At 76.4% G+C, this 17,390-nt stretch carries 12 protein-coding genes; 1 reads left to right on the forward strand and 11 read right to left on the reverse strand.

Translation table 11 applies throughout. The features are described from left to right. From ACSIH6_RS22040 to ACSIH6_RS22060, 5 genes are all read right to left on the reverse strand, one after another. A partial coding sequence (locus ACSIH6_RS22040; RefSeq protein ID WP_435110211.1) for a UDP-N-acetylmuramoyl-L-alanyl-D-glutamate--2,6-diaminopimelate ligase occupies nucleotides 1–1,475 on the reverse strand: 1,475 nt, incomplete at its 3' end. A gap of 247 nt (nucleotides 1,476–1,722) precedes the next feature. Beyond that, nucleotides 1,723–1,875: a hypothetical protein gene (locus tag ACSIH6_RS22045; RefSeq protein ID WP_435110212.1), complete on the reverse strand. Its 153-nt coding sequence runs from the start codon at nucleotides 1,873–1,875 to the stop codon at nucleotides 1,723–1,725. A gap of 69 nt (nucleotides 1,876–1,944) precedes the next feature. Next, nucleotides 1,945–3,600, reverse strand: a complete 1,656-nt coding sequence (locus ACSIH6_RS22050) for an alpha/beta hydrolase (protein ID WP_435110213.1) — start codon at nucleotides 3,598–3,600, stop codon at nucleotides 1,945–1,947. Between the two features lie 176 nt (nucleotides 3,601–3,776). After that, nucleotides 3,777–6,020 (reverse strand): PDDEXK family nuclease, encoded by a 2,244-nt coding sequence (locus tag ACSIH6_RS22055; protein ID WP_435110214.1) that lies wholly within the window; start codon nucleotides 6,018–6,020, stop codon nucleotides 3,777–3,779. Nucleotides 6,021–6,165: 145 nt separating this feature from the next. Further along, the gene (locus tag ACSIH6_RS22060) at nucleotides 6,166–6,558 is read right to left on the reverse strand and encodes a hypothetical protein (RefSeq protein ID WP_435110215.1); all 393 of its coding nucleotides are present in this window, start codon (nucleotides 6,556–6,558) and stop codon (nucleotides 6,166–6,168) included. A gap of 361 nt (nucleotides 6,559–6,919) precedes the next feature. Here ACSIH6_RS22060 and ACSIH6_RS22065 point away from each other — a divergent pair, with 361 nt between their 5' ends. Continuing rightward, nucleotides 6,920–8,068 carry a hypothetical protein gene (locus tag ACSIH6_RS22065; RefSeq protein WP_435110216.1) on the forward strand — a complete coding sequence of 383 codons (1,149 nt, stop codon included), beginning with the start codon at nucleotides 6,920–6,922 and terminating at the stop codon, nucleotides 8,066–8,068. Nucleotides 8,069–8,078: 10 nt separating this feature from the next. Here the strand turns inward: ACSIH6_RS22065 and ACSIH6_RS22070 are convergent, their stop codons facing one another. The 6 genes from ACSIH6_RS22070 to ACSIH6_RS22095 all read right to left on the reverse strand — a co-directional run bounded on the left by ACSIH6_RS22070 (nucleotide 8,079) and on the right by ACSIH6_RS22095 (nucleotide 17,297). Continuing rightward, nucleotides 8,079–10,289 carry a TIGR03986 family type III CRISPR-associated RAMP protein gene (locus ACSIH6_RS22070; RefSeq protein ID WP_435110217.1) on the reverse strand — a complete coding sequence of 737 codons (2,211 nt, stop codon included), beginning with the start codon at nucleotides 10,287–10,289 and terminating at the stop codon, nucleotides 8,079–8,081. After that, the gene (locus tag ACSIH6_RS22075) at nucleotides 10,283–11,041 is read right to left on the reverse strand and encodes a hypothetical protein (protein ID WP_435110218.1); all 759 of its coding nucleotides are present in this window, start codon (nucleotides 11,039–11,041) and stop codon (nucleotides 10,283–10,285) included. Before ACSIH6_RS22075 ends, ACSIH6_RS22070 begins: the two co-directional genes overlap by 7 nt. Further along, on the reverse strand, nucleotides 11,038–12,663 hold the full coding sequence (locus ACSIH6_RS22080) for an RAMP superfamily CRISPR-associated protein (RefSeq protein ID WP_435110219.1): 1,626 nt from the start codon (nucleotides 12,661–12,663) through the stop codon (nucleotides 11,038–11,040). The genes ACSIH6_RS22075 and ACSIH6_RS22080 overlap by 4 nt, the downstream gene beginning before the upstream one ends. After that, nucleotides 12,660–14,465, reverse strand: coding sequence for a hypothetical protein (locus ACSIH6_RS22085; RefSeq protein ID WP_435110220.1), 1,806 nt, complete (start codon nucleotides 14,463–14,465; stop codon nucleotides 12,660–12,662). Before ACSIH6_RS22085 ends, ACSIH6_RS22080 begins: the two co-directional genes overlap by 4 nt. A 136-nt stretch (nucleotides 14,466–14,601) precedes the next feature. Continuing rightward, the gene (locus tag ACSIH6_RS22090; protein WP_435110221.1) at nucleotides 14,602–15,285 is read right to left on the reverse strand and encodes a hypothetical protein; all 684 of its coding nucleotides are present in this window, start codon (nucleotides 15,283–15,285) and stop codon (nucleotides 14,602–14,604) included. Beyond that, a complete protein-coding gene (locus tag ACSIH6_RS22095) occupies nucleotides 15,282–17,297 on the reverse strand; it encodes a hypothetical protein (protein ID WP_435110222.1) in 2,016 nt (671 codons plus the stop codon). Before ACSIH6_RS22095 ends, ACSIH6_RS22090 begins: the two co-directional genes overlap by 4 nt. Between the last annotated feature and the right edge of the window lie 93 nt (nucleotides 17,298–17,390).

Consider the following 17,390-nt stretch of genomic DNA (forward strand, 5'->3'; position numbering starts at 1 on the left):
CAGGCGCGGGTGAGCTCGCGCACGACCGTCATGTCGTCGAAGGGGATGAGGTCGCCGCCGACGCTCTGGTGGGTCTCGCTGCCCTTGCCCGCGACCAGGACGACGTCGCCCGGCTCGGCCGAGGACAGGGCGAGGGCGATGGCGCCGCGCCGGTCGCCCACCCGTGCGAAGGGTGTGCCGACCGCCTCGATGCCCGGGACGACCTGGTCCATGATCGCCTCCGGGTCCTCGTACCGGGGATTGTCCGAGGTGAGGACGCACAGGTCGGAGTAGGTGGCCGCGATCTCACCCATCCGGGCGCGCTTGGTGGTGTCCCGGTCACCGCCGCAGCCGAAGACGGTGAGCACCCGGCGCGGGGCGAATCCGCGGATCGTGCACAGGACCTTGTCCAGCGAGTCGGACGAGTGTGCGTAGTCCACGATGACGGAGACCCCTTCGGGGGTGCCGAAGTGCTCGAACCGGCCCGGGATCTGCGGCATCCGGTCGAGGGCGTCCACCAGTGCGCCCAGGTCGTGGCCCAGGACGTGGCAGGCCGCCACCGCGGCCAGCGCGTTGGACACCGAGAAGCGGCCCGGGACGGGGATCGCCGCCGGGTACTTGTGGCCGTCGTGGTGCAGGACGAACCGCGTTCCCGAGGCGTCGACGACCAGGTCGGTCGCCCGGTAGTCAGCGTCCGCGTCGACGGCGAAGGTGGTCACGGCGCCGGGCATCATGGCCGGGATCGCGGCGCCCACGGGATCGTCGGCGTTGACCACGGCGCGTCGGCACATGCCCTGGAACAGGAGCATCTTCGCCCTCGTGTAGCTCTCCATCGTGCCGTGGTCGTCCAGGTGGTCCTGGGTCAGGTTGGTGAAGATCCCGACGTCGACGAAGGAGCCGTCCACCCTGTGGTTGAGCAGTCCCATCGACGTCGCCTCCAGCACGACGCTGTCGCTGCCCCGGCCGCGCATACACGCCAGCAGGTACTGGAGGTCCGGTGACTCCGGCGTGCTCAGCACGGACCTCGGCATGGGGATCGGTTCGCCGCCGACCCGGGCCCCGGAGGTCCCGATGACCCCCACCCGGGCGCCCTCGGAGAGCGTCAGCAGCGACTCGTACATGGACGACACCGACGTCTTGCCGTTGGTGCCGGTGACGGCGACCACGTCCATGGCGCGTCCCGGTTCACCGTGGTAGCGCACCGAGACCAGTGCCGTCGCGATCCGCGCGTCCGGCACCCGGACCACGCACGCGCCGGTGTCCGTCGGCCGGTCCACGGCCGGAACCGAACCCTCGACGAGCACCGCGGCGGCCCCGCGGGCGAGCGCCTCCCCGAGTGCCTCGGGACCGCCCTCGCGGTGTCCGGGCAGGGCGATGTAGAGCGAACCGGGAGTCACACGGTCGATGTCCAGGCACGGCCCCGAGGTGATCGGTGCGTCCTGGTCTCCGTGCAGTACCTGGTGGTCGTGGCCGTACAGCAGTTCGCTCAGCTTCACGGGAGGTCCCTTCGGGAGTGGCGCGGCCGACGCCGTGGGCACGGCCGCACCCGCGGGCGCAGTCGACGGAGCCGACTGGCGTGGGGAGTGGTGCGGGACGGGGAGGGAGGCCCCGGTCCGGCCCGGCAGGGGGCTCGGGCGGAGGCGGAGAGGCGCGCGTTGCGCGCGGAGAGTGACGAGCCGCGGGACGCGGGAGGTCGCGGGCGCGACCGCCTCCGGGGGCGGCCGGAACTACGTGGAGAGGTCGCTAACCGTGGCCGTGCAGGGCCGTGAGGCCGGTGCGGGGCGTCGCCGGGAGGACGGAGGTCGACAGGCTGACGGTCGAGAAGGTCGCGGCGGCCGAGCCCAGGACGAGGGCGGTCCGGAACGGACCCTGCTCCACCGCGCGCGTATCGGCCATGACTGGAGTGTACGCGCCGGACCGCGTACACGGGCTCGGGTGCGGGCGTGAGCGCAGGGCCGGGGCGCCTCAGTCGAGTGCGCCGGGGCAGGTGAGCCCGGGTTCGGGCACCTCGCCGGTGAGCAGGTAGGCGTCCACCGCGTCGTCCACGCACGGGCTGCGGCCCGTGCCGTAGACGGTGTGCCCCGCGCCCTCGTAGGTGACCAGGGTGGCGGTCTCCATCCGTTCGGCCAGGTCCTCGGCCCAGGAGTAGGGGGTGGCGGGGTCGCCGACGGCGCCCACGACCACGACCGGCGGCGCGTCCGGCGCGGTGGCCGTGGGGACCTCTCCCGTCTCGGGCCAGTACGCGCACGGCAGGTGGTCCCACACCGGGTCGGGTCCGAACAACGGGGCGAGGTCGGCCGCCTCGTCGGCGGCGTCGCGGTAGGCCTGCACGGTCACCGGGTCGGCGCGGTCGGCGCAGTTCACGGCGGTGAACACCGCGCTCGCGTCCTGGTGCTCCGTTCCCGGCGCGACCTCGCCGGAGCCCGCGCGCGCGTACGCGCCGAAGGTGTGGTCGTAGAGCCTCCCGAGGTGGCGCCCGGTCCCCTCGGCGTCGTCCTCGGATAGGGCGGTGAACAGGTCGGCGAGCAGGTCCCAGCCGTCCTCGCGGTACAGCTCCATGACGACCATGATCATCAGTGTGCGGCCGTCCACCGGAACCCCCTCGGCCTCGGCGGGGTCGCGGTCGAGGCCGCGCAGAAGGGCGGCCGCCCGGGCGTCGGCCTCGCTGAGGGTTCCCGATCCGCCGGAGCCGGGTGCGCGGTCCGCTCCGGCGAACGGGCAGGCCGCGTCCCGGGCGCAGTGGGCCACGAACGTGTTCCAGGTGCTCTGGAGGGCGGCCACCTGGTCGACGGCGGCCCGCGCGTTGGAGGTTCCGGTCGCCACGGCGCCGTCCAGGACCACCGCCCGGACGCGGTCGGGATACAGGTGGGCGTAGAGGGCGCCGAGGTGGGCGCCGTAGGAGTGGCCGACGAAGTTCAGCCGCTCCTCGCCCAGGGCGTCGCGGACGATGTCGAGGTCGCGGGCGACGTGGACGGTGCCGAGGCGGGTCAGGAACTCCTCCCCCACGGACTCCGCGCAGGCCCGGGCGTACCTGCGGGCGGCGTCCTCCAGGGGTTGGAGCTCGGCTGCGCCCAGGTCGCCGGGGTCGGTACCGGCCACGTCCTGGCGCGCCTCGACCAGGGCGTACCGGTCCCCGCAGGCGAAGCCGCCGCTGCCTCCGACTCCGCGCGGGTCGAAGGAGACGAGGTCGAAGGCGGCGCGGACGTCGTCGCCGAACAGGGGCGAGTCCAGGGCTCGGACTCCGGAGGCGCCGGGGCCGCCCGGGTTGACGACCAGGGAGCCCAGGCGCTCCTCCGGCGGGCCGCTGGCGGGGGCGCGGACCAGGGCGATGTCGAGGGTCCTCCCGCCGGGCTCGTCGTGGTCGAGGGGAACCGTGACCGTGCCGCACTCCAGGCTCTCCAGCCACTCCGAGTCGGGTTTCCGGTCGGCGGGGCCGGTGGCGCGCGCGGCCGGTTCGGTCTCGCGTGCGGTGGGTGGGGCTTCCCGCGCGGAGGGGTCGCTGTTCCCGTCTGCCGGTTCGGCGGTCTCCGCGTTCCCGTGGCAGGGCCGCCAGGCGACGTCCTGCCCGAGGAAGGGGTCGTCGGCGAAAGGAGAGCAGGCGGCGACCAGCACCATCGCCATGAGCCCACCGAGTCCGGGGGCACGTACCCCGCACCGCACCGCTGACTCCGTTCCCGCGTCCCGGTCCGCCTGCCCTCCCATCCTGCCCGGAAGGGGTGCGTGCAACCTCCGGAACAGGTTCGCCGACGTGCAAAAAGACGGCCAGGCCGAACGCCCGGGGCGGCGCTGTCGGCGTGTCAGAGCAGGCTGACGTCGGTGTCCAACAGCGCGGGCAGGGCGCCGGGGGAGGCGACCGCCACCAGGGGGCGCAGAGGGTCGCCGAACGCGATCCGTCCGGGCTCCCCGTCCAGTGACGGGTCCGCGTGGGCGATCCAGTCCACCAGTTCGACCGCGCGGCTGACGTCGCCTCCCGGCCGGGTCAGGGCGACCACCGTCCCCGCCACGTCGCAGCGCGTGCTGAGGTGGGCGGTGGCGGCGAACACGCTCTGCGCCCACGCGCCCCGGCCCACCTCGCGCGCCTCCCCGCCGGGGTCGCGGCGCCGCCGCCAGCCGGGCGCGGTCAGGCCCACCGCCCGGTCCTCGAAGGTGAGCACCAGGCTGGACCGCTCCTGGGCGGTCAGGCACTCCTCGGGGTCGGTGAGGGAGGAGTCCATCCACACCTGGACCGGGCCGCTGGCCGCGCGTACGAGTGCGGTGCGGGCGGCGTCGAGCAGGGCGGTGTCCACCTGGGTGCGGGCCGCCCGGCAGGCGTTCCCGGTCAGCGAACCGTCCCCGTTCCCGTCTCCCGCACCGTCGCAGGGCATCGGCGTGTACCCGGGCAGGACCAGGTGCCAGTCGACGCTGGCGCGGCCCCGCAGGGGCAGCTCGCCGTGGGTCAGGCAGACCACGGTCCGCCTGCGCGCCAGCTGGTAGGTGGCGCAGGCGCCCGTCCGGCGGGCGGCCAGGGCCAGTCCCAGGCTCATCGCCTTGGTGCCGGTCGTGATGTCGGCGACGACCGGGGGCGGCGGGTCGGCCCGCTGCTCGCGCACGATCCAGCCGTGGGCGGCGGCGGCGACCGCGTCGGCGTCGAACCCGTCCACGGGGTCGGGGGTGAAGCGGACCCGGTCGCGGTATCCGGCCTCCTTGAGCAGGGCGGCGTCGGCGGGCGGGGCTTCGGGGTGCTCGGCGGCGTGCAGGGTCCGTGCGGCGGACTCGCGCATCCGGTCGCGCACGCTCTGCCTGGAGGACAGGACCAGGGCGCGGGCGGGCCGGTGGGCGTGCACGGCGGTGAGGGTGCCCAGGCGGCTGCCGCCCAGGGAGGTGACCAGGACGGGCCCGTCCCCGGGCACGGGATGGCATTCGGGCGGCGGGGGATCGGCGGCCTCCGGCGGTGCGGGGAGGGAGCCGGAGGCCGGGGCTCCGTTCGGGCCAGGTCCTGGTGTCGGGCCGGGCGTTCGGACCGGTTCCGGGCCGCCCGTGCCGGAGGAGGCCAGGCCCGGGAAGAAGGCCCCGCGGATGTCCTCGAACGACGTCAGCCGGGACAGCAGGTCCTCCAGGCTCCACACGTGCACGCTGCGGGCGGTCAGCGCCGGGTTGTAGGCGGTGACGCGCTCGCGCAGCCCGGGGACCGCGGGCCCGGAGTGGACGAACAGCACCTGGACGGCGGTGCCGAAGACCCGGCGGGCCTTGGCCACCGTCCACCCGGCCCGGGCGACGACGTCCTCGGGCCGGGTCTTGGCCTCCACGCACAGCACGCGGTGGCGGTGGCGCAGGACGGCGTCGAAGTCGGCGACGGAACCCCCGGGGTGGCGGGGGTCGGCGACCTGGCGTGCCCCGACGACCTCGGTGTCGGACCGGCGGCGCGTGTGGCGCAGCAGGTGGGACAGAACGCGGCCCTCGGCGACGACGCCGCGCCGTACGGCCGGGGACAGGTCGGGAAAGCGCGCCTGGAGGGCCTGGCGCCCGCCTTGGACGAAGAGGCGGACGGGTTCGGGGTCGCGGTCCTCCAACCAGTGGGCGCCGTGGATTCCGGCGAGGGTCCGCAGGTCGACACCGTCGCTGACCAGCGGACGCCCCGGATGGGAGCCGTCGGCGGTGCGCAGGCGGTCGTGGACCGCGTCCAGGTAGTGGCGCCAGCTGCGGGCGCGGGGGTGCCGGTCCGGCGGCAGGGCCCGCTCGTGCAGCAGGGCCGCGGCCACGCTCATCACCTTGGTGCCGCCGGTGTAGTCCAGGTACCAGGGTTCGCCGCCGTTGGCGCGGTGCAGGGCGGCCAGGGTGTCGGTGACCGGGCCGAAGTCGTGCGGGTCGGGCCCCACGCTCACCACGCTCACCGACTCGGGGGAGGTCAGGCGCTCCACGGCGGCGGCGACGCGCCGGGCCAGCGGCCGGGTGCCGTCGCTGGCGACCAGGGCCAGGTGGTCGGCGCGCAGGGTGAGCGAGGACAGCAGCGCGGGGGTGGGGTTCTGTCCGACGAGCACGACGGCGGCACGGGGGCTGTCCACGGCGTCCTGTTCCGGGAGGGGGCGTCGGACGACCACGCTATGCGGTGGGACTCCGTTTCTCCAGCGCCGGGGTTCGGCGGCGCCGCTTTCCGCCGATCACAGGTCAGGGACGCTCGCGTCACACCGGTAACACTTCCGGTCGGTCCTAGGCGCCCACCGCCTCCTCGGACACCGCCTCCGCGTCCCGCGGACGGGGGCCGAGCCGCACCGGGGCGCCGCTGACGACGAAGGAGCGGCAGGCGGTGACCACACCACTGCCGTCGCGCACGAGGTCGGAGGGCACCAGCAGGTCACGGCGTTCGGGGTGGGCGGAGACGACCACGGAGGAGACGATGAACCACACGCCCTCCTGCGGTTCGGGAAGGTTGGCCCGGGTGCGCTCCTCGGCCATCAGCGGAACCCCGGCGACCTCCAGGCCCACGGGAACGCGGACGGCCTCCACCCGGGCCGGTCGGGCCGACCTGGGCCAGCGCCGGATGACGCGCGACCTCTCGTCCACGACTGTCACCACATGCGGCGTCAGGTTGACCACCCGCATCCGGCGACCTCCGTTCCTCTCGCTTCCTCCGCCAGCCGGGCTGACCGCCAGGACCGGCGGCGCCGCGCCCTCACCGCAGTCTCTCGGACACAGCACGCACCCCCCGGGGGGAACATGCCGGACCGGAAAGCCCGTAAACACTGAGGCCATTGTTGCTGATATCCATTTTGTACTTGTTTATAGGAATTCATGTGGCTTGGTACGGGAGTCCAACAATTGACATTTCCCCCGCAGTGGGCCTAATTTGATAGGTGACCTCCCGTTGACGCGGGGGTGTCACCTGAGGTCTCGCGTTCTCTTACGCGCTTTCCCGGAGGGCTGGGGAAGCGACCCGGCCCCGGACCACCGGGGAGAAGAGTTCGTGAGCACGCACCACTGCTCCGCCTGGGAGTTGTTCGGCTCCACCGCCTTCCTGCGCACCTTCACGCGCGTCCTGGGGTGCGGGCCGTGCTCCGCGGACGGAACCGCGCAGGGCTGCTCGGGTCACTCCGAACAGTTCTGCGACTATGTCGACCTGTGCGCCGAGCACTGCCCGTGCCCGGTGCACGGAGGCGATCCCGAGGACGTCGTCGCCGTGCGCATGCGCCGCGCCGTGCCCGACGGCACCGCCGTCGACCGCACCGCCGCGCACCGGCTGCGCGACGCCCTGGACGACGTGCGCCGGGACCGCTCCTACAAGAACCTGCGCCGCGTCTACCCGCAGGCCTCCGCCGACGGCCGGGTGCGCTGCGCGTTCTCCGAGCGCCCGCGCCGCTGGGCGCAGCGCCGCGACGTGTCCCGGGTCGCCTCGGACGTGGTCGACCAGGAGGCGCTGGCCATGCTGGTGCTCACCGCGGGCTGGGGCAACCCCGCCGCCGACCTGCCCGAGGACGTGCACCCGGGCGAGGCGGTCTCCTTCACCGAGGACGGCAGCGCCGTGCCCGTCGCCGACCTGCGCGGACGCGCCCTGACCGCGGTCGGGGAACCGCCCATGGTCTCCACCGCCACCGGCGACTACCTGCTGCGCAAGCTGGCCGAACTGGCCTCCGGACGCGACGCCGACGCGGGCCGCACTCCCGACCAGCGGCGCCGCCTGCTGCTGCGCGGCCTGCTGCCCGGCATGAGCGGCGAGGACGTCGCCCGCAGGCTCACCGGCGTGCTGGGCCGGATGGCGGTGGACATGCCCGTCCACTTCCGGCTGGTGCAGCAGGCACGGGGACGGGCACGCAGCGCGCCCTACTCCCCCGTCCCCGACGCGCCCGAACCCGAGGAGGAGGCCTCGGAGCGGCGCGAGGTGCTGGGCGCGCGGGAGCGCGCCTGGCTGGAGCGCACCGCCCGGGAGCTGACGGAGCGGGCCCAGGCCGCGCGGGAGGACTTCGAGGCCGACCCCCAGAGCGCGCTCGACACCCTGCTGTGCGCGCTGCTGGAGGAGGAGCCCGCCCCGGCGCTGTGGTCGGGCGCCCAGGAGGAACCCGACCTGCGCGCGGACCTGCTGGAGGCGCTGGCCGAGGCCGTCGACGGCCGCCCGTGAGGGGACGCGCTCATCCGGCGTCGCGGAACCGTTGGGTGAGCGGGGGCAGCACCGGGTACTCGGCGAACTCACGCAGCGACATCACCGCGGTCGCCTCCCAGGGCAGGCGGCCGCGCCACCGGCTGGCCAGGCACACGTCCACCGCCTGGTCCACCTCCCGCCAGCGCTCCGGGGCGGGCTCACCCCGCAGGCGCCTGGCCGCCAGGGCGGCGCCGAACGCGTCCAGGAACCCCCGGACCCGCTCCGCCCCGGCGCGCACGACCCCGGCGCCCGGGTCCAGGGTCAGCGCGCGGGCGCGCCGGTCCACCAGGTACAGCTCCGGGCGCAGGTGGACGCTGCCCATGCCCAGCGACTTGCCCATACCGATCTTGTGCGCGTGCTCGGGGTCGGCGGGGTCGCCCCCGTCCACGGGGTTGTCCAGCAGCAGGGCGCGCAGCAGCGCACCGAGTTCGCCGTCGGTGAGGTTGGTGAAGGTGATGCGTGAGCGAAAGGTGAGGCCATCGCGGAGGGGAACGATGTCGCGCTGGGTGTCGCGGGGCGGTTCGGGCTGGGATCCCGGCGCCAGCACCGCCAGTCCCAGCTCCTCCTGGGTGCGGGCGTCATAGCGCACCGGTCCGCCCGGGGCGGCGCGGTGCCGGTGCAGGTAGACCTTGTACCCGCCCAGGCGCACCAGGCCCTCGTGCGACCACGTGATGATGTCGGGCCGGTCCCCCGAGGCGGCGTCGGGCCCCTGGACCAGGTAGTTGGCGAAGCAGCCGCGCTGGGGCGAGAGCAGTTGCACGCGCAGGGCCGCGCCGTCGGGGTAGTCCGGGTCGGGGTCGGTGCTCAGCGCGCTGCCGAAGGACACCCGGCCCTTGGACGCCCCCGCCTCGCCCGCGAAGGTGTCGGTGTCGCCGAACAGGGCGCGGCACACGTCCACCGTGCGGCCCGCCAGGGCGGCCCGCCCCGGGTCGCCGTGCTGGGGTCCCAGGACGGGCGCGGGCAGGGCCCGGCGGACCGGGTTGTCGTCGCTGACGGCGATGCGGTAGCCGCCGGAGCGGCCGAAGGAGACCACCGCCCCGGACGCGTCGAGGTCGAACCAGACCGGTTCGAGCCCGCGGCGGGGCAGGCCGCCGCCGCTGGCCCCGGCGACCGGTTCGCGCACGGGGTCGGCCGCGCCCGTGCCCAGGGTGTCGGGGAAGGCGGCGCGCTGGTAGCCGGTGACCTGCTCGGCCGACTCGAACAGCTCCACCATGGCGTCCGGGACGCGCAGGCGTCCGCCCAGTTCGGCGGGTCGGGGGAAGAGGTAGGCGTTGCGGCGCTCACCCGCGGCGACCCCGGTCAGGACCACCAGGGCCCGCAGCACCCCTCCCCCGCCCAGGTCGCGGGCGCCGTTGGCGCGGGCGTCGAGGTAGGCGCGGGCCTCCTCCTCGGTGGGTGCGACGGCGGCCACGCGCCGCTCCCCCGGCAGGTGGACGGCGTGCACCCACCGGTACTGGAGGCGCCCGTGCTGTTCGTGGGTGGTGGGGACGTAGGCGTTGCTCCTGGGCGGGTCGGGGAAGTCGTCGACGCCGAAGTCCCAGGTGCGCAGGCTCTCGCGCAGAACCGTGAAGGGCACCTTGAGGGCCTGGCCGGGCTCGCCCGACAGGGCGGTGGCGGGGACCTCGACCACGTACCAGCGCCCGTCGGGCGGCGAGTGGAACAGGAACCCCTGCTTGGTGCGCAGCCCGGACCGGCGCCTGCGGTAGTGGGAGTGCTGGTGGGCCATGACCCTGCGGGCGCGCGTGGACAGGGCGCTGTCGGCGCTGTCGGGGTCGATGCGCACGGGTGCGCGGAAGAACAGCATCGGGGTGTTGACCGGGCCGGTCTCGCCGCTGGTGAGCATGCGCACGGTGTTGCGGACCAGGCCGCGCAGGGTCGAGCCGGGGACGGCGGGCAGGTGGCGGTCGCCGTGCGGGAAGCGGGTGGAGGCGTTCACGCGCCCGCGTTCGAGGGTCTGGCCGACGAAGGTGGGGGTGAGCGTGGTCAGGGTCAGGTCGATCCACCCCGAATGGGCGCCCGTCACGGTGCGGTCGTGGCTGCGCAGCAGTGCGTCGGTGGGGTGGTCACCGTGCAGGTCGGCGGCGGGCATGGGAGTGTCGGCGATCCGGACCAGGCCGTAGGGCGCGGTGGCGTGGAACCGCCCCGCCCGCGGGCGCGGGGCGTCGCCGAACCGGGCGGCGATCTCACCGGGGTTCACCACGGCTTCCCCTCCCCCCGGATCTCGTCGCCGGTGCCCACGTCGAACTCCGGTCCGGTCGGCTTGACCCCCGTGCGCATCCCGGTGAGCCGGTGGAAGGCCACGCCCACCGCGCCGGTGGCGGGGTCCTGCGCCCAGTACTCGCGCACCGTCAGCCAGGTGCCCGTGCTCTCCAGAGCGGTCCCGCCGCCGGGCGCGGGGCGGAGGCGGCCGGAGAAGTCGGTCCACGCCACCGGGAGCACCGCCTGTGTGCCGGAGGGCTCCCGCGTCACCGACAGGGGACCCTCGCCGTCCAGGGTGCGGCTGTGGGAGGCGCCGTTCCAGCCCTGGAGGAGGAGGGAGCGGTCGCGCGGGCGCAACTCCTCCGGTAGGTCGCCGGGGGCGTCCGCGCTGATCCACCCGGCCTCGGCGCCCTCCCCGAGCCGGATCTGCGCGTGCGGGCCGAACACCAGGACCTCCAGGATCCGCCAGCGGTCGGCGTCGGGGCCGGGGGGTGGAGCCGACAGGTGGGCGGTGGGCGGCTGGTCCGAACGGCGCCACCGCGGTCCCGGGCAGGCTCCGGTGACGCGGCCGTCGCCGAGTTCGGCGAGCAGCCACTGCGGCTGGCCCGGTGCGCCGGGGACGTCCGGCGTCCCGGTGTCGAGCAGGCGGCAGCGGACGCCGCGGACGAAGACGTCGTCGAGGACTCCGCCGACCTGGGCGGCGGTCAGGCGGCGCACGGCCAGGCCGTGCGGGCGAGGGGGCTCGTGGTTCAACTGGGCTCCTCCGTCGTGGCTTCGGGGGCGAGCGCGGCGTGCAGGGCGGCCAGCCAGCCGCGCGCGGTGGCCGCGTCGGCGCTGGCGGGTGCGAACAGGGCGGTGACCAGGTCCACCGTGTCCGGCGGCCCTCCGCCCGCGGGGTGGGTGACCAGGAGGGCGCGGGTCGCGGTCAGGCGCCCGTTCCCGCTTCCGGCGCCCGCGCCGAGGGCGTCGAAGGGTACCGTGGCCAGCTCCCGCACGAGGAGGGCGAGCAGGCCGCGGACCGCGTCGTCGGGCTCGCGCACGTCCAGGACCGCCTCGGCGCTGCCGCCGCAGTGCAGGTCGGTGGTGAACAGGCGGCCGTCCACGGCGTCGCCGAAGAGGGAGTCCACGGTCAGCCGGGTGGTGGTCAGGGGCGCTCCGCCGGTGAGCACGGGGACGGTACGCAGCCGGATCCGGGAGGGGCGCGGAAGGCCGCGGCGGTCGGTGTCGGCACCCCACCAGTGGTCGTGCCAGTCGCGCCATCGGCGCGGTCCGGCGCCCAGGTGTTCGGCCGCGTCCCGGACCAGTCGGCCGCCGATCCTCTTGAACAGGGCGAACAGCGCGGTGTCGCCGAGGACCGGGGCGGGGTGGACGGCGGCCTTGTCCGGGTCGGTGACGGCGGGGCGGTGGCGGTGCGCCCGGTCCACCTCGCCCAGGCGTTCGGGGACGGGGACGTCGCCGACCATGAGCAGGCCGGGCCTGGGTTCGCGCGGCGGCGGGGCGGTGGGGTCGGGCTGCTCGGCGACGGCCAGGGTCAGGTGGAGTTCGGCGCGGTGGCGACGGTCGGGTCGGTGCGCGCGGGCGGTCGCGTGGGCGGCGGTGGCCCCGCGCCCGCGGGCGCGCAGGGCCTCGGTCAGGGCGGTGGCCAGGTCGGCGGGGGCGTCGGCGAGCGCGTCGGCACCCTCCTCCCAGCGCCGGGCCCAGGAGCGCGCGTGGTAGGCGAACCAGCCGCGCTCGTCGGTGAGGTCGTGGCGGCGCGCCGCCCAGTGGGTGGCGCGGACGGCGCCGTAGCCGCGGCCGGTGCGTCCGCCCACGCGGATGCCGGGGCCGGAACCGCCGGGCCCGGAGAGTCCGTCGCAGGCCAGGAGCAGCAGGGTGAGCAGGCGGGCCTCGTCGGCCGGCGCGGGGACGTGCAGGCGCAGGTGCGCGGTGAGCACGGTGCCCGCGGGCAGGATCTCCCACTGCCACGTGCGGCCCGGCTGGACGGTACCCGCGGCCGGGTCGACCCGGGTGCCGGTGCGGACCGCGACCGCGGTGTCCTCGGGGAGTTCGGCGCGGGCGTCGTCCACGTCCAGCGCGCTCGTGGCGGCCTCCTCCCCGCCCGGCGCGGCGTCGGACTCCGCCGAGCCCATGAGGGCGCGGACGCTGTCGGGGTCGCCCGTGCGGGCGGCGAGTTCGTGGCGCAACAGCCCGGCCAGGGTGGTGGCGCGCAGGCGGGGCGCGCCGGTGGCCGGGTCGCGGTCCACGTACAGGTCCACGTCGCTTCCGGCGGCGTGGCGGGGCGTGGCCCGGGCCGCCCCGACATGGGTGTCGGAGAGCAGGCACAGCCGCAGGGTGATCTCCCACAGCAGCCCGGGCGGGCCTGGCTCGCCGCTCACCCGGGGCCTCCCCCGCCAGGGCTTCCCCCGTCCTGCTCGGCGCGCGGCAGGCGGGCGGCCTCGGCCAGCCAGGAGGAGACCAGGGCCAGGGCGAGGCGGGCGGCGGCGCGGCGCTCCCAGTCGCGGGCGCGGGCGGAGAGGCCCTGGTCGCCGGGGGGCAGGCCGTCGGGCAGGGAGAGGTCCACGGCGGCGACGGCCCGGGCGTAGGCGGGGCCGTACACGGGATCGGGCCGGTTGTCCCGCCACCAGGCCTCGGCTCCGTCTGACAGGCCTCCCAGCCAGGACCGGACGGTGACGGGGCTGTCGCGGCCGGGGCGGGCCAGGCGGGCCCGGTCCAGGGCGCGCACGGCCCGGTCGTGCAGGACCTTGTGGGTGCCCGCGGTGCCCGCGGTGCCCGCAGTGCTCGTGTGTCCGGGGACGCGGCCGCAGACGGTGCGTTCGAGGGCGGCCAGGGCGTCCTCGGGGGTGGAGTGGGGATGGGTGACGACCTCGCGCAGGCGGCCCAACAGGCTGGGGGTGAGCGGGGCGAGCCAGCGGGCGGAGCCCCGGGCCAGGGCGCGGGCGTGGTCACGGACGGGCTGGGCGGCGGCGTTCCACAGGAGCGCGTCGTACAGGGCGCGCAGCTGGCCGTCCTCCTCCTGCGGGAAGGGTGCCACGGCGGGGACGGCGCGTCCGTCGGGGAGGGCGACGGTGCCCGGCGCGCGGCCCGCGAGGGGGGCGGCCAGCGGGGCGAGGGGTTCGGGGCCGGGAGGCGGCGGGGAGAGCAGGGTGAACTGGCCGTGGCCGTCCACGACCCGTTCGCCCAGGGGATGCGCCTCCAGGTCGCGGACCCGCTCGGTGTCCAGGTCGCGGTCCAGGATCAGGCGGACCACCGCGCCGGGGCGGGCGGCCCAGCGCTGGGCCATGGGGCCGTGGTAGCCGCGGTGGTAGGCGCCGACGAGCCCGGCCTCGGCGTGGCTGGCGAGGACGCGCGCGCGGGCGCCGGGCAGGCGCCGGGCCAGGAGGTCGAGCACTGCGGGCACCAGGTGCGCCGGGCGGTGCTGGCCGTCGTCCCCCACCAGCAGCGCCGGGGAGAGCAGGAGCAGGTCGAAGGGGGATCCGGCCGCCCAGGAGCGGGGGCCCGCGGGTTCGACGCGGTCGGGTGACAGGAGGCGGTCGGGGTCGGCGGGGGCCACGCGGACGCCGCCGTGGGCGCGGGTGCCGCCGGAGCCGAGGGTGAGGGTGCCGTCGGCCTCGGTGAGGAAGGCGGTGACGCGTTCGGCCAGCGCCCGCAGGGCGGCGTGGTCGGGGGCGCGCAGCTGCCATCGGGCCTCGAAGACCTGGCCGGGGTCGATGCTGGTGGTGAGGAAGGGGACGCCCCGGGGCGCGTCGCCGGTACGGGGGCGGCCGAGGTACTGCTCGGCGGTGGTGCGCACGGCGGCGCGCAGGGAACGGTCGGGGGTGAGGGGGTCGCGGACCGCGCGGTAGGGCGTGGCCGGGTCGGTGGGCCCGAAGGCGTCGACGGTGGTGTCGCCGTCCTTGCCCGGTGTGTACAGGTGGGCGGGGGCGGGGTGGGCGGCCCCGGCTTCCAGAAGGGGGTGGGCGGGGGCGAAGCGGACCTGTTCGCCACGGGCCACCCAGTCGTGGAGTTCGCGGTCGCGGCCCGCGCGCCGCAGCGCGGCGGCGAGCATACCGCGCTGGGCGCGGCCGCTGACGGAGTGCTCGGAGTCCACGCGCAGCGGGTCGAAGGAGGTGCGTACGGCCAGGGTGTCGGTCAGGACGTAGCGCAGCGGAAGGTAACCGCTCACCGCGAACTCGCTCACGTGCCTCCCTCCGTGTCCCGGTGCGGTCCTGTGCCGCGCCGTGGCGTCCGTGCCGACACCGGATCCGCGCCCGCGACGGTGTTCCCTGCCGGAGCGGCGGTGGGGCCGGGCATCGCCGTACCGGGGGAACGGGGTCTCATGGGGGTGTACCTTCCCGTTCCCGGCCGCCGTTCACGGGCGCGGCCAGGCGCAGGGTCACCGCGTGCGGGTCGCTCCCTCCGGTCCCGGCCAGGCGCACGTCCACCCGGCCCCGGCCGCGCGTGCCCCTCGACCCGATGCGGGTGGTGGCCAGGCAGGCGCGGGCCAGCAGCCGCCAGTGCTCCTCCCCCGGAGGGGAGGCCCAGGTCAGCGCGGCGGTGAGGGTCAGCCCCGGCAGGAGCGTCCGGTGCGTGCGCAGGCGGCCCGGCTCGGGCGCGCCGTCCGGGCCCACCGCGATGCCCGACTCCAGGGTCGTGTAGGCGTCGGTGACCGCGCGGCGCAGGGTGGAGCGCACAGGTTCGGCTCGACCGGCGAGCGCGCGGGCGACCGCGGCGCGTACCCCGTCGCCCAGGACGGCGTGGCCCACCCGCAGCATCCGGTCCGCGCCGTGTGAACTCCCCCGGCCGAAGACCTCGTCGCAGGCCCCGGCCAGGCCGGGCGCCACCGCCAGGGCGCTGACCGCTCCGGCGCGCAGCCGCGCGGCGAGGCGGTGTCGGGGCAGGTAGGGCAGGCCGTGCTCGTCGGTGACCACGTCGGTGTCGGCGCCCGTGCCGTCCGCGCTGGCGCCGACGAACAGCGCCGGAGAGGCCAGGTGCACGGTGACGCGGTCCGGGCGGCTCACCGGGACGCGCCCTGCGGGCGGACCGCCCGGGCACGCGGGCCGTCGCTTCCCGCCCGCCACTGGGGGTGGTGGGGTTCGAGGGCCGCCGCCAGCCCGGGGTCCAGGTGCAGGTCCATCACCTCGACCGCGTCGAGCAGACCGCCGGGCGTCCAACCGCGGGGCAGGTCGACGGGTCCGCCCGTCACGCGGGCGCGGCGGGCGAGTTCGGGCCCCGGATCGGCCCCCGACTCCAGCAGGGGGACCAGCGCGGAGACCAGCCAGCCCCGCCGCCGGGTGTCCCCGTCGGCGAGCAGGCTGCCCGGGGCGGTCGCGAACAGGTACCGGTCCAGGAATCGGGCGAACCCGGTTCCGGTCAGGGGCAGGCAGGTCCGCGGCACGGGTGCCTGGCGGGCCCGGTCCAGGCGGCGCAGCACCCGCCCGACACCGTCGAGGCGCGTCGTCCAGGCCACGGCGTGCTCGTCACCGGCCCCGGGTTCGGCCTCGGCGACGTGAAGGCGGTGCTGCTTGGCGCGGCGGCACATCGCCTCGCACAGGTCGTAGCCCAGCGACAGCGGGGCGCCGACCGGCTGCACCGCCACGCCCACCCCGACCGTGGGCACGAACGTGGTGTGCGCCGCACCGTCCGGCGCGACGACGGTGCGGCCGCCGCCGGGGCGGTCGCCGTGGGCCTCGGCGAGCGCGCGGTGCAGCCCCACCCGGGGGTCGCGGTCGTCGCCGACGCGCGCGGGGTCGGCGTCCAGCCAGTCGAGGGCGTAGCGCACCAGGCTGAGGGCGAGCCGGGCGTCGCACAGCACGGTCAGGTCGTCTCCGGCGACCACGACGGGGCGGACCGGCAGGGCCACGGGCCCGGGTGGCTCGTGGTGCAGGGTGATCGGCGCGGCGGCGCCGGTTCCCGGAATGACGGGGCGCCGACCGGGCCCGGCGTGGACGGTGGCCGCCACCGCGCGCACCAGGACGCGGGCCAGCCCCTCGGTGAGTCCGGCGATGCGGGTGGACAGGCGGCGCTGGGCGAAGGCGCCCGAACCCGGCACGGCCGGGTCCCCCGCGCGTTCGCGGTACTCGCCCAGGAGTGCGCCCAGGCCGTTGACGTCGATGTGGACGACCGCGACGCGGCTGAGGCCGCCGTGGTCGCGGCCCAGGCGGTCCACCTCCATCGGCAGGGTCAGGTCGGGGGCTCCGGCCGCGGTGGCGGCACCGGCCAACCAGGCGGAGCTGTGGGCGCGGTGCCAGCGGCGGCCGATCCCCCGGGCCCGGGCGACGTCGGCGGCCACCCGCTCGTGCACGTCGGCGTGGTCGTCCTGGGCGCGGCTGCTGTCCACCGACTCGGCTGGGCCGCCGCTGACCGAGCACACGGCGGTGATCCCGTACCCGTGGGCGGGGGTGTGCAGGGCCGACATGTGCCGCCGCGCCTCGCGCAGCCGCGCCGGAAGCAGGGCCAGCGCCTCGTCCACCCCCGCGGGGCGCCGTGTCCGACCGCCTCCGGACGATCGCGCGCCCCCCGGTGACGCGCCCGCGGCCTCACGCGGGTCCACGGCCCCCGGGCGGTCCGCCCCGGCGGCTGCCGTCGTGTCGGTGTGCTCCGCGGCGACGGTCACCGAACCCTCGGGCGCGTGTTCGGCCTCGGAGCCGTAGGCCACGTGCGCGACCACGGGGGTCAGGTCCGCGGCGCGGTCGCGCAGCCTGCGGGTGTAGCGGGCGGTGAACCCGCGCGCCGAGGCCGCGTCGGGGAAGACCGCGGTGAACGCCCCTCCGGCGTCGCGCAGCACCACGCAGCCCGGAGGCACGAGGTCGGCGATCCCGTGCTCGGCGTCGGAGGTGTCGGTGAGCTCCGCGACGAGGGCCGCGCGCCCCACCGCGTCCAGGATGCGCCGCCCGCTGTACACGTAGGCCTGGATGCCGCGCAGGTCGACACCGACCACCACACCGCTGGACGGTGTTCCCCCCGGTTCCGTCGGGGCACCGGGGGGCCGGTGCTGCTCGGGGGCGAAGGTCACCGTGTCGGGCTCCTCCATCGGCGGGACGTGCGGGGACGCGGCGCTACCGTGCGGCGCCTGCTGACCTCTCTCGGACGGTGCCGCACGGCACACACCAGTACCAAGCGATAC

The sequence above is a fragment of the Nocardiopsis synnemataformans genome (assembly GCF_965343085.1).
Lineage (GTDB): Bacteria > Actinomycetota > Actinomycetes > Streptosporangiales > Streptosporangiaceae > Nocardiopsis > Nocardiopsis alborubida.

What these genes read in the sequence shown, in the direction of transcription:
- ACSIH6_RS22060 (WP_435110215.1), bottom strand. Translation starts at nt 6,558, where the DNA reads ATGCGGGTGGTCAACCTGACGCCGCATGTGGTGACAGTCGTGGACGAG.
- ACSIH6_RS22050 (WP_435110213.1), bottom strand. Translation starts at nt 3,600, where the DNA reads ATGGCGATGGTGCTGGTCGCCGCCTGCTCTCCTTTCGCCGACGACCCC.
- ACSIH6_RS22045 (WP_435110212.1), bottom strand. Translation starts at nt 1,875, where the DNA reads ATGGCCGATACGCGCGCGGTGGAGCAGGGTCCGTTCCGGACCGCCCTC.
- ACSIH6_RS22095 (WP_435110222.1), bottom strand. Translation starts at nt 17,297, where the DNA reads ATGGAGGAGCCCGACACGGTGACCTTCGCCCCCGAGCAGCACCGGCCC.